Source organism: Campylobacter concisus, assembly GCF_003049085.1.
GTDB lineage: Bacteria > Campylobacterota > Campylobacteria > Campylobacterales > Campylobacteraceae > Campylobacter_A > Campylobacter_A concisus_H.
On sequence record NZ_PIQX01000003.1, the window covers coordinates 44,654 to 59,515 of the forward strand.

Sequence of the window (14,862 nt, forward strand, 5' to 3'; positions counted from 1 at the left end):
AATTTTTATTTTTAAAATCATAAAAATTATGCAGGTGAAGGATCACTTTTATATCTTTATTCCAAGTTTTATCTTTTTTGCTAACTTCTCTACACCATTATGATAGTTTTGAAAATGCACAATATCAGGATTTATTTTTTTTATCTCATTGAAAACTCTATCATTATAAGAGTAGACGTCCCAGCCTAATATCTTTTGAAAAATTCTTTTATAAATTTTTGAAAGACGAATTCTGTGATGATAAACACCATCTCTATATTCTTTTAATGGTAAAAATTCATCATCTATGCAAATAGTGTGAGGCTCATAAAACCAAAGCCTCTTTGCTACTTCATTTGTCCAAGTCTGAACAGCAGCACCCTTGAGCGGAGGTATGGCATAAAAATTACTTACATAAGCTACTTTTTTCATAATTCAACTAGTTCCTGTGCAAATTTTGACCACTCGTACATACTTTTTATGCTCTCTCTTGGTCTTAAATTTTCTATATTTTCTAGCGTTAAATTTATCTTTTCTATCATGTCACTTTCATCAGAAATTTTAAATTTATACCCATTTACTCCGTCTTTTATTATTTCTTTCATGCCGCCATTTATGCTAACTACACAAGGTTTATTGGCAGACAAGGCTTCAATTACGGTTATACCAAAAGCCTCATGACCAATGCTTGGCTGCAGATAGACGTCGCAGGCGTTATAATACTGATTTAACTCATCATGCCCGATAGCGCCGACAAAAATGACCTTTTGACTTACATTAAGTTTGCTTGCTAGCTCTCTTAGACATTGTAAATTTTCACCATCGCCAACAAGCATAAATTTAGCGTTTTTGATCTTGTCTATATTTTTCACCATCATGCCAAAGCCTTTCCAGCCAACTACTCTACCAACGCTTCCTATCAAAATTTCATCACTCTTTACGTCAAATTTCTCTCTTATTTTTTCTTTTAGTGATGCATCTGGATAAAACTTCTCTTTATCTACACCATTATAAACTACTTTTATCTCTCTGCCATATCTTTTTCGTAAGATGTCAGCATTTGCGTCACTCACACTAATGATTTTGTCAATAAATTTAACAAAAAAGCGATCAAAAAAATAAAAATCCTCTCCACCACTTACAAATATGATCTTTAAATTTTTATCATGTTTTTTAAGTATGTATGCTACAAAAAAATCAAATGGTTTATGAATAACTAAAACATCAAATTTTTGAGACTTCAAAAATTTTCTAGCATTAAAATAAAAACTAACTCTCTCAACAAATTTCCTAAATCTATTGCCTAGTTTTAAAATCTTCTCTCTTGGATAAAAGTCAAACATTTTTATATCAATATTGCTTTCTTTTAAAAAGGCTGGTACAAATTTACCTTGTCCAGTACAAATAGTGACTTTATGGTCTTTCATAAGCTCTTTAGCCACAGAATAATAAAAAGTCTCAACACCACCTATTTTTAATGCAGTTGTTACATTGTAAAGCAGAATTTGCAAAATTTTATTCCTTGAGTTAGTTTTGGGCTAATTCTATCATAAAAGCAGCTTTCATATTGATGAGATTTAATAAAAAACAAATTTTAATTATTTAAAAGATATAATCCAGCCCAAATTTAAAAATAAAAAAAATAGATAAATTTAAGGTAAAAAATGTTTATAGATAGTGCAAAATTGACTCTAAGTTCGGGGCATGGTGGAGCTGGAGCTGTGAGTTTTCGCCGTGAAAAACACGTCATTTTAGGTGGTCCTGATGGCGGAGATGGCGGAGATGGCGGAGATGTTTATTTTGTTTGTGACAACAACACCCATACTTTAGCAAATTATAAGGGCAAAAGAGCCATGAAGGCTGGCAATGGTGAAGCTGGCATGGGCAAGCGAATGACTGGTAAAAAGGGCGAAAATTTAGAACTCATAGTCCCTCCTGGTACAGCCGTTTATGATGCACAGACAAATGAACTACTCTGTGATATAGTTAGCGAGGGTCAAAAGACGCTATTTTTAAAGGGCGGTAAAGGCGGACTCGGAAATTTTCACTTTAAAAGCTCTATCAACCAAGCTCCAGAATACGCACAAAAAGGTATGCCTGAAGAGAGCATTGAAGTAAGGCTCGAGTTAAAGCTCATTGCTGATGTTGGTTTGGTGGGCTTTCCAAATGTTGGTAAATCAACTCTTATTTCAACAGTATCAAATGCCAAACCACAGATCGCAAACTACGAATTTACGACGCTTACACCAAAGCTTGGCCTTGTCGAGGTCGATGAGTTTAGCGGCTTTGTCATGGCTGATATCCCTGGTATAATCGAGGGAGCTAGCGATGGACGCGGTTTGGGCGTTAAATTTCTAAAGCATATCGAGCGAAATAAAATTTTACTTTTCATGATAGATGGAGCAAATTATAGAGGTATGAGCGAGCAGTTTAGTGTGCTAAAAGAAGAAGTTGCTAAATTTTCAAGCGTGCTTGCCAGCAGGGACTATGCTATCGCGATCACCAGAGTCGATGCGGCGGAAAATTTAGATGAAAATATAAAAGAATTTATGAAATTTTTAAAGCTAAAACTAGAGCAAAACGGTAAATTTATCTACAAACAAGATTTACTCAGCTTTGATCATTCAAAACCATATTTCATTTTGCCGATCTCATCAGCGACAAATGAGAACATCGATGAGCTTAAATTTGCACTGCTTGAGCTACTAAAAAAAGAGCTTTGAGTTGCAACTTTTTAGTGCTTTGGGCATAGATTTTTAAGAGTATAAAATGAAGAAAATTTTTTGCATTATGCTATTTTGCTTTAGCGCATATAGCTGTGATCCAGCGGATCCGGCGTATATGTTTTTGGATTACAATGACATAGATCGTGACAGCATGCTAAATTTAGATGAGTGGACGTCCTGCAAAGTGCCATCAGCGCTAAAAATAGCACCAGATCTATGCACTAGTGAGGAATTTAAGAGGCTGGATCTTGATCGTAGTGGCAAAGTTAGCATTAATGAGCTAGGAAGTTTGATATTTCAAAAGATTGACTGGCAAGAAGATCCATGCGCCTCTTGGCTGACTGGCAGTAAAAACGTAGATCAAAATAAAAGTCGTTGAAATTTAAAGGAAAGTGATGAATGTAGTTTTTATGGGTACGCCTGATTATGCTGTTAGGATACTTAGGCATCTAAAAGAGGCTGGCTTTAATATAAAAGCAGTCTTTACCCAGCCTGATAAGCCGGTTGGTAGAAAGCAAATTTTAACTCCAAGCGAGGTAAAAATTTACGCGCAAAACGAGCTAGCAGGAGTGCCTGTCCTTACTCCAAATACACTAAAAGATGAGGCGGTTGTTGCCGAGCTAAAGGCATTTGAGCCTAAATTTATCGTGGTTGCCGCATACGGTAAAATTTTGCCGCAAAGCGTGCTTGATATCGCGCCTTGCATAAATTTACACGCTTCTATCTTGCCAAAATATAGAGGTGCTAGCCCCATTCAAAGCGCGATCCTAGCAGGCGAGAAGCAAACTGGCGTCACAGCTATGCTAATGGATGCTGGGCTTGACACTGGCGATATGCTAGACTTCATCTACACGCCTTGCGAAAATAAGATGTCAAGCGAGCTTTTTAGTGAGCTAGGCGAGCTTGGCGGCGAGCTAATCGTAAAAGTGCTTAAAAATTTTGAAAATTTAAAGCCACAAAAGCAAGACAACACGCAGGCCTCGCACTGCAAAAAGATAAGTAAAAGCGACGGGCTTTTTAGCTTTGATGAAGAGGCGGGGCAAATTTATAATAAATTTCGCGCGCTCACACCTTGGCCAGGGCTTTATCTGGCAAGTGGGCTAAAAATTTTATCGCTTGAGCTAAGCGAAAAAAGTGGCAAAAGCGGAGAAATTTTAAGCATAGAAAAGGACCACATCGTGGTTGCTTGCAAGGGTGGGGCGGTCAAAATTTACGAGCTTCAAGAGCCAAGCAAAAAGCCAACAAACGCAAAAGCCTATATAAATGGTAAGCGCCTTAGCGTTGGCGATGAATTAAAATAAATTTAAAGGAGCGGTTATGAAAAATGCGTTAAGTATAGCAGGGGTTGATCCAAGTGGCGGAGCTGGAGTTTTAGCTGATATAAAGGTATTTATAGCACACGGCGTATATGCGATGGGAGCGATTACGGCGGTCACTGCTCAAAATACAAAGGGCATATTTGGCATGCAGCTAGTTGATACTAAGCTCATTGAGGATCAGATCAAGGCGATATTTGATGATATAAAAGTTGATGTGATAAAAATAGGCGTTGTCCCAAGCGTTGAGATCATAAAATGCGTCGCAAAAACGCTAAGAGAGATCAAAAATTTACCACCAGTAGTGCTTGACCCAGTTATGAGCTGTAAAAATGGCGACATCTGGCTAGAGGGCTCGGCAAAAGACGCGATCGTGGAGGAGCTTTTCCCACTTGCAAGCGTAATCACGCCAAATATCTTTGAAGCGCGCGAAATTTTAAAGCATGAGCTAAAGGGCGAGAGCGAGCTAAAAGAGGCTTGCAAGGAGCTTTTGAAATTTGGCACAAAGAGTGTTTATCTAAAGTGTGGCGAACTTGATGGCAAGTCACTTGATATATTTTATGATGGCAACGAGTATGAAATTTTTAGCGATGAGCGCATAAAAACGACTGCCACTCACGGCTCAGGCTGCTCGCTATCAAGCGCGATCGCTTCGAATTTAGCAAATGGCCAAAGCCTAAAAGAGAGCGTAAAAAATGCGCATGATTATATCTTTAACGCTATCAAAAACGCGGTTATCATCGGCGGTGGACAAAATCCGGTAAATCACTTCTATAAATTTAAGGTGTGATTTGAAAGTAGAGTTTTTTCAAAGTCTGCCTTCGACACAGGAATTTTTGATAGACGCCCTAAAAAACGGCGAGATAAAAGCTCCGTATATGGTTGTGGCGTATAATCAAACAAAAGGAGTCGGTAGCCGCGGCAACAGCTGGGAGGGACTTGGCGGAAATTTATTTATGTCGTTTTGCATAAGTGAAGATGAGCTGTCAAGCGACATACCACCGCCTTCGATCTCAATATATTTTTCTATGTTGATGCGTGAAGTCTTGAGCGAACTTGGCTCAAAGTGCTGGTTAAAATGGCCAAATGACTTTTATGTGGACGAGCGCAAGATAGGTGGCACTTTAACAAATAAAGTAGATGAAATTTACATTTGTGGCATGGGGATAAATTTAGCTAGCGCGCCTGAAAATGCGGGCATTTTGGATATAAAAACTAGCGTAGATGAGCTAGTTTGGGGCTTTATTAGCATGCTTGATAAAAAGATTTTATGGAAGCCAATTTTTAGCAAATTTAGGATAGACTTTTGCAAGTCAAAAGGTTTTATTACGCATATTGCAAATAGAGCTGTTTCGCTTCAGGATGCTGAAATTTGTGATGATGGAGCGATCTTACTAAATGGGGAAAAGGTATATTCTTTAAGATGAGCGAGATAATAACAATAGCTAATCAAAAAGGCGGCGTTGGCAAGACCACAACAGCCGTAAATTTAGCCGCATCACTGGCGGTTGCTGAGAAAAAAGTATTATTGATAGACATCGATCCACAAGCAAACGCGACAACTGGACTTGGCTTTAGTAGAAGTGACTATGAGTTTAACATTTATCACGTCTTAACAGATAGAAAAAAGCTCTCGCAAATCGTGTTAAAAACTGAGATCCCAACACTTTTTTTAGCTCCGTCAAATATAGGGCTTGTCGGTATTGAACAAGAATTTAACGATCAAAATAAGGACTATAAACTGATCCTTAAAAATAAAATTTCAGAAGTTGTAAACGACTATGATTTTATTATAATTGATAGTCCTCCAGCACTTGGTAGCATCACGATAAATGCTCTTAGTGCAAGTGATAGTGTTATCATCCCGATTCAATGTGAATTTTACGCACTTGAGGGCTTAGCTCAAATTTTAAATACGGTTAAGATCATCAAAAAAACGATAAATCCAAAGCTAAATATAAAAGGCTTTTTGCCAACTATGTTTAGTTCGCAAAATAATCTCTCAAAAGAGACGATTGCTAATTTAAAGCAGCATTTTGAAAATAAGCTCTTTAAGAGTAAGGACGGCAAAGAGGAATTTGTGGTCGTTCCAAGAAATGTGAAACTTGCTGAAAGCCCAAGTTTTGGTAAGCCAGTGATACTTTATGATATAAAATCACCAGGCTCGATCGCATATCAAAATTTGGCATATTGTATTTTAAACTAAAAAATAAGGAAAAAAATGGCTAAAAAAGGTGGATTAGGGCGAGGACTTAGCGCGATACTTGAAGATGTAGAGCAAGCCTACAGCAAAGAGATTGCAAATTTAAATGACTCTGAGATAGTCGAAGAGATAAATATAGATGAAATTTTACCAAACCCATACCAGCCAAGAACACATTTTGACGAGGAAGCTTTAAAAGAGCTAAGTGCCAGTATTAAAAGGCACGGACTGATCCAGCCAATAATCGTCATCAAAAAAGATGATGGCTATATGTTAATAGCTGGTGAGCGCAGATACCGCGCTACAAAGATGCTTGGAGCAAGCAAGATAAAGGCGATCATCGCTGACATCAAGTCTCAAAATTTAAGAGAGCTTGCACTTATCGAAAATATTCAACGTGAAAATTTAAATCCGATCGAACTTGCAAAGTCGTATAAAGAGCTCATAAATGAGTATAAGATCACACAGGATGGCTTGGCAAACATCATTCATAAAAGTAGAACACAAATAACAAATACGATGAGGCTTTTACTTCTTAGCGACTATACGCAAAAACTTTTACAAGAAGATAAACTCACGCAAGGCCACGCTAAAGTTATAGTTGGGCTTAGCACCGAAGAAGAAAAGATGGTTGTTGATACGATCATCGGTCAAAAGTTAAGCGTTAGAGACACAGAAATTTTAGTAAAAAAGATAAAAAACAAGGAAGAGATAAAAGACAAAAAAACAAAAATTTCTGAGGAAATGAGTAAAAAACTATCAAATTTACAAGAAATTTTTAAAAATTTAAAGATAAAGACAAAAGTAAAATCTAGCAATCTAGTTTTAGAATTTAATAATATTTCACAGGTAGAAGAATTTATTGCTAGGCTAAAATAGAATTACAAATTTATTTTTATTTTTAGTAATTTATTGTAAAATCAGACTTTAATTTGAATATTAAATAAAACTTAATGATAAAATAAGGAGAGTGGATGTTAGAAATAGATGTGCCATTGATGCTTTTAACGGCTGTCGTTTTCTTAGTATTGATCGCTATTTTGAATTCCTTGCTTTATAAGCCAATGCTCAAATTTATAGATGACAGAAATGCCTCTATAAAAAATGATGAAGAGAGTACTAGTAAAAATGCAAGTGATCTAAGTGTTCATGAAAAAGAGATTGAAGAGATTATATTAAACGCAAGGACTGAGGCCAATAAAATAAGGCAAGAAGCCTTAAATTTGGCAAAAGAAGAGTCTTTAAAAGAAGTAAATGCCGTAAAGAGTAGTTTAGAGGCTAATTATAATGAATTTTTAAATGCTCTAAGCTCTCAGAAAGATAACTTAAAGGCAGATCTATCAGCTAAACTACCTGAACTTAGAGCGGCTTTAAATGCCAAGCTCTCTAAAATTTAAAGGAATTTTATGAAGATAAAAATTTTATTTTTTCTAGCACTTCCATTTTTAGCATACGCTAGCGAGCATGGTGGAACAAACTACGACATAGTCGAGAGAACGCTAAACTTCTTACTTTTCTTTGCTATTTTGGTCTATTTTGCTGCTAAGCCACTAAAAGCTCTTTATCAAAGTAGGATTGATAGGATTGCAAATAAGCTTGAGAGCATCCAAGAGAAGCTTCGTGAGTCAAAAGCTAAAAAAGATGACGTTTTAAAGCGTGTAGAAGAGGCTAAGCAAAACGCAAACGCTCTAATCGAAACTGCTAAAAAAGAGGCTTTAAATTTAGCTGCTAAGGTTAAAAGTGATGCTCAAAATGATATAACAAATCTTCAAAAGAGTTACAAAGAGCAAAAAGAATTTGAAGAGCGCAAGATGACAAAAGGCGTTGTAAATGAAATTTTGAGCGACATTTTCTCAAGTGATAGCCTAAAAGTCGATCAAAAAGAGCTTGTAAATATCATACTTAAAAAGGTTAGCTAATGAATGAAGTAGTAGCTAAAAAATACGTAAAAGCGATCTTAAGCGACGTAAAATCAAATGAACTTAATGTATTTGTTGAAAATTTATCAGAGCTGGCAGCAGCTTTTGCTAGCGATAAATTTAAAAGCATTATAAGTTTGCCTACTTTAAAGGCTTCACAAAAGGTTGAATTTGTACTATCTTTGGTTAAAAATCAAGATGCTAAATTTGCAAATTTTATTAAGCTTCTTGGCGCAAACAAAAGACTAGAGCTTATCCCAGCGATATTAAACGAGATGAAGATAGAGCAGTCTCTACTTGAAAATACATATCGTGGCGAGATCATTGGAAATTTTGATCTAAACGCTGATCAGTTAAAAGCTCTAGAAGAGAATTTCTCTAAGAAATTTAACTCTAAGATCAAGCTTGATGGCTCAAAGAGCTATTACAACGGCGTAAAAGTTGAGTTAGATGATTTAGGTGTCGAGGTAAATTTCTCTATCGACAGACTAAAAAGTCAAATGAGTGAATATATATTAAAAGCAATTTAAAAAGGAGTGAAAGCGTGAGTGTAAAAATTAAAGCTGACGAAATTAGCACGATAATCAAAGAGCGTATCGAAAATTTTGATTTAAGTGTTGATATAGAAGAGACCGGTAAAGTCATCTCAGTCGCTGATGGCGTTGCTAACGTTTATGGTTTGAAAAACGTTATGGCTGGCGAAATGGTTGAGTTTGAAAGCGGCGAAAAGGGTATGGCTCTTAACCTTGAAGAGAGCAGTGTTGGTATAGTTATCCTTGGAAAAACTAGCGGTATCACAGAAGGAAGTTCTGTAAAAAGACTTAAAAAACTTCTACGCGTTCCAGTTGGCGATGCATTGATCGGTCGTGTTGTAAATTCACTAGGTGAGCCAATCGACGCAAAAGGCCCAATTGAAGCTACCGAATCTCGCTTTGTTGAAGAAAAAGCAAAAGGTATTATGGCTAGAAAGAGCGTTCATGAGCCACTTCAAACAGGTATCAAAGCGATTGACGCACTTGTGCCAATCGGTAGAGGTCAAAGAGAGCTTATTATCGGTGATCGCCAAACTGGAAAAACAACAGTTGCTATCGATACTATTATCAACCAAAAAGGTCAAGATGTCATTTGTATCTATGTAGCTATCGGTCAAAAACAATCAACCGTTGCTCAAGTCGTTAAAAAACTTGAAGAGTATGGCGCTATGGACTATACGATAGTTGTAAATGCTGGTGCTAGCGATGCAGCTGCGCTTCAATACCTTGCTCCTTATGCTGGTGTAACAATGGGTGAATATTTTAGAGATAACTCTCGCCACGCGCTAATAATCTATGATGACTTGTCAAAACACGCGGTTGCTTACCGTGAGATGTCTTTGATCTTAAGAAGACCACCAGGCCGTGAAGCTTATCCGGGCGACGTTTTCTATCTTCACTCAAGACTTCTAGAAAGAGCAAGTAAGCTAAATGACGCACTAGGTGCGGGATCTTTAACAGCTCTACCTATTATTGAGACTCAAGCAGGAGACGTTTCAGCTTATATTCCAACAAACGTTATTTCTATTACAGATGGTCAAATTTTCCTTGAGAGTGACCTATTTAACTCAGGTATCCGTCCAGCGATCAACGTTGGTCTTTCTGTATCTCGTGTTGGTGGTGCGGCTCAGATCAAAGCTATCAAACAAGTTTCTGGTACACTAAGACTAGACCTTGCTCAATACCGCGAACTACAAGCGTTTGCTCAATTTGCAAGCGACCTTGACGAGAGTTCGAGAAAACAACTAGAGCGTGGTCAAAAGATGGTTGAAGTACTAAAACAACCTCCATATTCTCCGCTTCCAGTTGAGAATCAAGTAGTTATTATATTTGCTGGTGCTAAGGGTTATTTAGATGACGTTGCAACTACAAATGTAACAAAATTTGAAGCAGAGCTATATCCATATATCGAGGCAAAATACCCTGAAATTTTTGAGCAGATCAGAACTAAAAAGGTTCTTGATAAAGAAGTAGAAGAAATTTTACATAAAGCGTTGAAAGATTTTAAAGCGACTTTTGCCGCTAACTAGGGCTAAGATATGTCAAATTTAAAAGATATAAAACGAAAGATTAAGAGCGTCCAGAACACTCAAAAGACGACGCGTGCGATGAAACTTGTCTCAACAGCAAAGCTTCGCAAAGCTGAAGAAGCTGCACGCTACTCTAGAGTTTACGCACTTAAGATCAATGAGGTTTTATCAGAGATAGCTTATAAGATCAATCAATATGCTTCAGTTATGACTGAGAGTAAATTTTTTAATACAACAAAGAGTGTAGAAAAGGTTGATATTATATTTGTTACCGCTGATAAAGGGCTTTGCGGTGGCTTTAATGTCCAGACTATAAAGACAGTTAGGCGCATGATCGATGAGCTAAAAGCCAAAAAGATCAAAGTTAGACTAAGAGCTGTTGGTAAAAAAGGTATAGAATTTTTCAATTTCCAAGGCGTTGAACTACTTGAGACTTACGTCGGAGCTAGCTCTTCTCCTACATATGAAAAAGCTCAAAAGATCATAAAAGACGCCATTGATGACTTTATAAACGGCATAACAGATAAGGTCGTACTAATACACAATGGCTATAAAAATATGATTTCTCAAGAGATTAGAGTAAATGATATTGTGCCTATTGAGCCGTCTAAGATAGTTGCGGTTGAGACAAATTCTTTGATGGAATTTGAGCCAGAAGACAACTATACTAAGATTATGGATGAATTGCTCAATAAATATTTTGAGTATAGTATGTATTATGCTTTAGTTGACTCTTTGGCGGCTGAGCACAGTGCTAGAATGCAAGCTATGGATAATGCAACAAACAATGCAAAACAACGCGTCAAACAGTTAAATCTTGCTTACAATAAAGCAAGACAAGAGTCTATTACCACTGAGCTTATTGAGATCATCAGTGGTGTTGAATCAATGAAATAAAAGGAGTATGAATGAAGGGTGTTATTAGTCAAGTTATGGGCCCTGTGGTCGATGTTGACTTTAATGACTACTTGCCGAAGATCAATGAAGCTATCGAAGTTTTCTTTGAGGTTGAGGGCAAGAAACATAAACTAATATTAGAAGTTGCTGCTCACCTAGGCGATAATAGAGTCAGAACGATCGCTATGGATATGAGCGAGGGTCTGACTCGTGGCTTAGAGGCTAAAGCGCTTGGTGCACCTATAAGTGTGCCAGTTGGCGAAAAAGTTTTGGGTAGAATTTTTAACGTAGTTGGCGATTTGATCGACGAGGGCGAGGGTATAAATTTTGATAAGCATTGGTCTATCCACCGCGATCCTCCTCCATTTGAAGAGCAAAGTACGAAGAGTGAAATTTTTGAAACTGGTATCAAGGTAGTTGATCTTCTAGCTCCTTATGCAAAAGGTGGTAAAGTAGGCCTATTTGGTGGTGCTGGTGTTGGTAAAACGGTTATTATTATGGAGCTTATCCACAACGTTGCATTTAAACACAGCGGCTATTCTGTATTTGCAGGCGTTGGTGAGAGAACTCGTGAAGGTAACGACCTTTATCACGAAATGAAAGAAAGTAACGTTTTGGATAAAGTTGCCTTATGCTATGGCCAAATGAACGAGCCACCAGGAGCAAGAAACCGTATCGCGCTAACTGGTCTTACAATGGCTGAGTATTTCCGTGATGAGATGGGACTTGACGTTTTGATGTTTATTGATAATATCTTCCGTTTTTCTCAATCAGGCGCAGAAATGTCAGCTCTACTTGGACGTATCCCATCAGCTGTTGGTTATCAGCCAACTCTTGCAAGTGAGATGGGTAAATTTCAAGAGAGAATCACATCAACTAAAAAAGGCTCAATTACCTCTGTTCAGGCTGTTTACGTTCCAGCTGACGACCTTACAGATCCAGCTCCTGCTACGGTTTTTGCTCACCTTGATGCTACAACGGTTCTTAATAGATCGATCGCAGAAAAAGGTATCTATCCAGCTGTTGATCCGCTTGATTCAACATCAAGAATGCTCGATCCACAAATTTTAGGAGCAGATCACTATAAGGTAGCTCGCGGCGTTCAAGCTGTGCTTCAAAAATATAAAGACCTTCAAGATATCATCGCTATCCTTGGTATGGATGAGCTTAGCGAAGAAGATAAGCTAACTGTTGATAGAGCAAGAAAGATAGAAAGATTCTTGTCTCAACCATTCTTCGTTGCTGAAGTATTTACAGGTAGCCCTGGTAAATACGTAAGTCTTGACGAAAATATCGCTGGCTTTAAGGGAATTTTAGAAGGTAAATATGACCATCTACCAGAAGCAGCATTTTATATGGTTGGAAATATAGATGAGGCTTTAGCTAAAGCTGAGAAACTTAAGGCTTAAATTTAAAAAGGAAGCGTAATGGATAAATTACATTTAGAGATCGTAACTCCTCAAGGTCAGATATTTAATGATGACGTGAGTAGTGTAGTGCTTCCAGGTAGCGAGGGTGAGTTTGGTGTTTTGCCAAACCACGCCTCATTAATATCTCTTTTAAAAGCAGGTATTATAGATATAGAAGATAAGCATAAAAAGCATGATGTAGTTGCTATCAACTGGGGTTATGCAAAGATCGACGAGGGCAAAGTAGTTATACTAGCTGACGGTGCGGTCTATGTCTCTGGCAATAGTGAAAGCGAGCTTGCAAATTCATTAGAAGCTGCTAGAAATTTGATAGAGAGTATGAGCAGTGATACAAATGCTTTTGCAGCAACTATATCAAAAATGGAAAATGTAGTGAGAGCAAGATAAGTGGGCGGAATAGATATATTTTTAAATTACATTCAAAGAAGTAGTTTTATTACAATTATAGTTTTAACTTGGTTGTCAATATATTTTATAGTTAGTTTCACAATTCTTTTTTCAAGAATGGCTGGCATAGGCGCTTGGCAAAAACGCGAGCAAAATGCGCTTGAAGCACTACTTATGGGCGCTAAGAATATACCAAATTACTCATCTTTAAAGAAGTGTGCAAGTGGTAGAATTTCAAAAGAAAAGCTAAATGTTTGCATAAGCATTGCCGAAAAGAATGCTACAAGTGGGCTTACATGGCTTAGTGTAATAGCTTCTACTTCTCCATTTATCGGTCTTTTTGGAACAGTCGTATCTATCTTGGAGACATTTTCGCAGCTAGGAAATGGCACAGGTTCATCACTTGGTATTATCGCTCCAGCTATTTCAGAGGCACTTGTTGCAACTGGTTGCGGAATTTTTGTTGCCATCCCAGCATATACATTTAATTTACTCATAAAAAGAAAAGCTTATGAATTAATGAGTGTTATTGAGCGTCAGGCTGATGTTATGATAGCACTTAAAAAAGATGATGAGATACTATAAATGGCCGTTAAATTTACCGATGAGACACCAGAGCTAAATATAACTCCTCTTGTTGATATTATGCTTGTTTTACTAGCCATTTTAATGGTTACTATGCCAACTATAACATATCAAGAAGATATAACATTGCCAGATGGCTCAAAGGCAAAAACATCTACTTCTAAACAAAAAGATCTTATAGTGTCTATAAATGCACAAGGACAAGTTAGGATAGATCAAAGTACAATGAGCCTTGCTGAACTTCCAGATAACATTGCACTAATGAGTGCAAAATATGACAAAACCTCGCCTATATACATAAAGGCTGATAAAAATTTAAAATACGATGATGTTATGTTTGTATTAAAGACTTTAAAAGGTGCTGGTTTTAATAAAGTAGCTTTAGAGACAAACGGTTAAGATGCCTAATAAAGTTAAATTTCCAACGCTTAGTTCGTTTTTTGTAGCGTTTTGCATTTACATTATCATTGTGCTTGCTTTGTTTATAAAGCTTACTTTTTTTAGCGAACCTCCTAAAAAATATACTGATGATAAAGATGCTATTATGGATGTGGTTATGGTTGATAGAGAAGTTGATCAAACCATTAAAGCTCCAAAACAAGCAGATGAAGTAGTTAAAGAGACAAAGCCTGAACCTAAAAAGGAATCTGAAGAAGATAAGCAAGAGACTACAAATAAACCTGTTGTGCCAGATGAGCCATTACCAACTCCAAGCTTGCCAACTCCTCCAAAAGAAGAGCCAAAATCTGAGCCTAAAAAACCAGAACCAAAACCTGAAATCCCAAAACCTAGCGAAGAGCCTAAAGAGGATGTCAAGCCAGAGCCAAAACCTGAGCCTAAACCTACGCCAAAGCCAGTTGAAAAGCCAAAACCAAAAGAGCCAAACATAAAAGATCTCTTTAGTGATATAGACTCGACTAAACTTAAAAAAGATGATGGCATAAAAAAGGCTGAAAATAAAGTACAAAGCCGTAAAAAAAGCGAGGCTTCTAGCTCAAAAGCTGCAAAAGAGGCTAGCGACATCATCAAGAGCTTAAAGATAGATCAAAACCCAACAGCTCCAAAGTCACAAATGACCGGCACTTATGATCCGTTGATGGGAGCGATAACAAAACAAATCCAAAGAAGATGGCAAAGCTATAAAGCTGACTCTGCAAATATAGCTAAGGTAAAAGTTATGATAGATCAGAGTGGAAATTTTAGCTATGAAATTTTAGAGCTATCATATAATGAAGAGTTTAATGCAAAGGTTAGAGAGTGTCTGGAAAAGCTTACTGCAGAGAAATTTCCATTTAATCCAGACAAAAGTACTACTTTTAATTTAAATTTAGAAGATAAAATAAACTAAAATTTATAAA

General features: G+C 37.1%; 19 protein-coding genes. 17 read left to right on the top strand and 2 right to left on the bottom strand.

All coding sequences use genetic code 11. The annotated features are described in order from the left end of the window. Positions 1-48: 48 nt before the first annotated feature. Entirely contained in the window at positions 49-411 is a 363-nt protein-coding gene (locus CVT13_RS04140; protein WP_107811717.1) for a hypothetical protein, read from the bottom strand. Then, entirely contained in the window at positions 408-1,490 is a 1,083-nt protein-coding gene (locus CVT13_RS04145; protein ID WP_107811718.1) for a glycosyltransferase family 4 protein, read from the bottom strand. Before CVT13_RS04145 ends, CVT13_RS04140 begins: the two co-directional genes overlap by 4 nt. A gap of 153 nt (positions 1,491-1,643) precedes the next feature. On the opposite strand from CVT13_RS04145, the gene obgE reads away from it, so the two are divergent. From obgE to CVT13_RS04230, 17 genes are all read left to right on the top strand, one after another. Next, positions 1,644-2,702 (top strand): GTPase ObgE, encoded by a 1,059-nt coding sequence (obgE, locus tag CVT13_RS04150; RefSeq protein ID WP_107811719.1) that lies wholly within the window; start codon positions 1,644-1,646, stop codon positions 2,700-2,702. A 46-nt stretch (positions 2,703-2,748) separates the two neighbouring features. Next, positions 2,749-3,084 (top strand): GDP-mannose dehydrogenase, encoded by a 336-nt coding sequence (locus tag CVT13_RS04155; protein ID WP_107811720.1) that lies wholly within the window; start codon positions 2,749-2,751, stop codon positions 3,082-3,084. Between the two features lie 16 nt (positions 3,085-3,100). Continuing rightward, positions 3,101-4,006 carry a methionyl-tRNA formyltransferase gene (fmt, locus tag CVT13_RS04160; protein ID WP_107811721.1) on the top strand — a complete coding sequence of 302 codons (906 nt, stop codon included), beginning with the start codon at positions 3,101-3,103 and terminating at the stop codon, positions 4,004-4,006. 16 nt (positions 4,007-4,022) lie between these two features. Further along, entirely contained in the window at positions 4,023-4,811 is a 789-nt protein-coding gene (gene thiD / locus CVT13_RS04165) for a bifunctional hydroxymethylpyrimidine kinase/phosphomethylpyrimidine kinase (protein WP_107811722.1), read from the top strand. A 1-nt stretch (position 4,812) separates the two neighbouring features. Continuing rightward, complete coding sequence (locus CVT13_RS04170) at positions 4,813-5,448, top strand: biotin--[acetyl-CoA-carboxylase] ligase (protein WP_107811723.1); 636 nt, start codon at positions 4,813-4,815, stop codon at positions 5,446-5,448. Then, entirely contained in the window at positions 5,445-6,227 is a 783-nt protein-coding gene (locus CVT13_RS04175; protein ID WP_103604270.1) for a ParA family protein, read from the top strand. Before CVT13_RS04170 ends, CVT13_RS04175 begins: the two co-directional genes overlap by 4 nt. A gap of 15 nt (positions 6,228-6,242) precedes the next feature. Beyond that, on the top strand, positions 6,243-7,103 hold the full coding sequence (locus tag CVT13_RS04180; protein WP_107811724.1) for a ParB/RepB/Spo0J family partition protein: 861 nt from the start codon (positions 6,243-6,245) through the stop codon (positions 7,101-7,103). A 95-nt stretch (positions 7,104-7,198) separates the two neighbouring features. Continuing rightward, positions 7,199-7,621: a FoF1 ATP synthase subunit B' gene (locus CVT13_RS04185; RefSeq protein WP_054196218.1), complete on the top strand. Its 423-nt coding sequence runs from the start codon at positions 7,199-7,201 to the stop codon at positions 7,619-7,621. Between the two features lie 9 nt (positions 7,622-7,630). Then, on the top strand, positions 7,631-8,143 hold the full coding sequence (locus CVT13_RS04190) for a F0F1 ATP synthase subunit B (RefSeq protein ID WP_107811725.1): 513 nt from the start codon (positions 7,631-7,633) through the stop codon (positions 8,141-8,143). Continuing rightward, complete coding sequence (locus CVT13_RS04195; RefSeq protein WP_107811726.1) at positions 8,143-8,673, top strand: F0F1 ATP synthase subunit delta; 531 nt, start codon at positions 8,143-8,145, stop codon at positions 8,671-8,673. The genes CVT13_RS04190 and CVT13_RS04195 overlap by 1 nt, the downstream gene beginning before the upstream one ends. 14 nt (positions 8,674-8,687) lie before the next feature. Further along, positions 8,688-10,205 (top strand): F0F1 ATP synthase subunit alpha, encoded by a 1,518-nt coding sequence (atpA, locus tag CVT13_RS04200; RefSeq protein WP_107811727.1) that lies wholly within the window; start codon positions 8,688-8,690, stop codon positions 10,203-10,205. 9 nt (positions 10,206-10,214) lie between these two features. Then, the gene (atpG, locus tag CVT13_RS04205) at positions 10,215-11,102 is read left to right on the top strand and encodes an ATP synthase F1 subunit gamma (RefSeq protein WP_107811728.1); all 888 of its coding nucleotides are present in this window, start codon (positions 10,215-10,217) and stop codon (positions 11,100-11,102) included. 11 nt (positions 11,103-11,113) lie between these two features. Beyond that, positions 11,114-12,511 (top strand): F0F1 ATP synthase subunit beta, encoded by a 1,398-nt coding sequence (gene atpD, locus CVT13_RS04210; protein WP_002939420.1) that lies wholly within the window; start codon positions 11,114-11,116, stop codon positions 12,509-12,511. A gap of 18 nt (positions 12,512-12,529) precedes the next feature. Continuing rightward, complete coding sequence (atpC, locus tag CVT13_RS04215) at positions 12,530-12,919, top strand: ATP synthase F1 subunit epsilon (RefSeq protein WP_002939398.1); 390 nt, start codon at positions 12,530-12,532, stop codon at positions 12,917-12,919. After that, positions 12,920-13,504 (top strand): MotA/TolQ/ExbB proton channel family protein, encoded by a 585-nt coding sequence (locus tag CVT13_RS04220; RefSeq protein WP_107811729.1) that lies wholly within the window; start codon positions 12,920-12,922, stop codon positions 13,502-13,504. Further along, entirely contained in the window at positions 13,505-13,903 is a 399-nt protein-coding gene (locus CVT13_RS04225) for a biopolymer transporter ExbD (protein ID WP_107811730.1), read from the top strand. Position 13,904: 1 nt separating this feature from the next. Continuing rightward, on the top strand, positions 13,905-14,852 hold the full coding sequence (locus CVT13_RS04230) for a TonB C-terminal domain-containing protein (protein ID WP_107811731.1): 948 nt from the start codon (positions 13,905-13,907) through the stop codon (positions 14,850-14,852). The last annotated feature ends 10 nt before the right edge of the window (positions 14,853-14,862 follow it).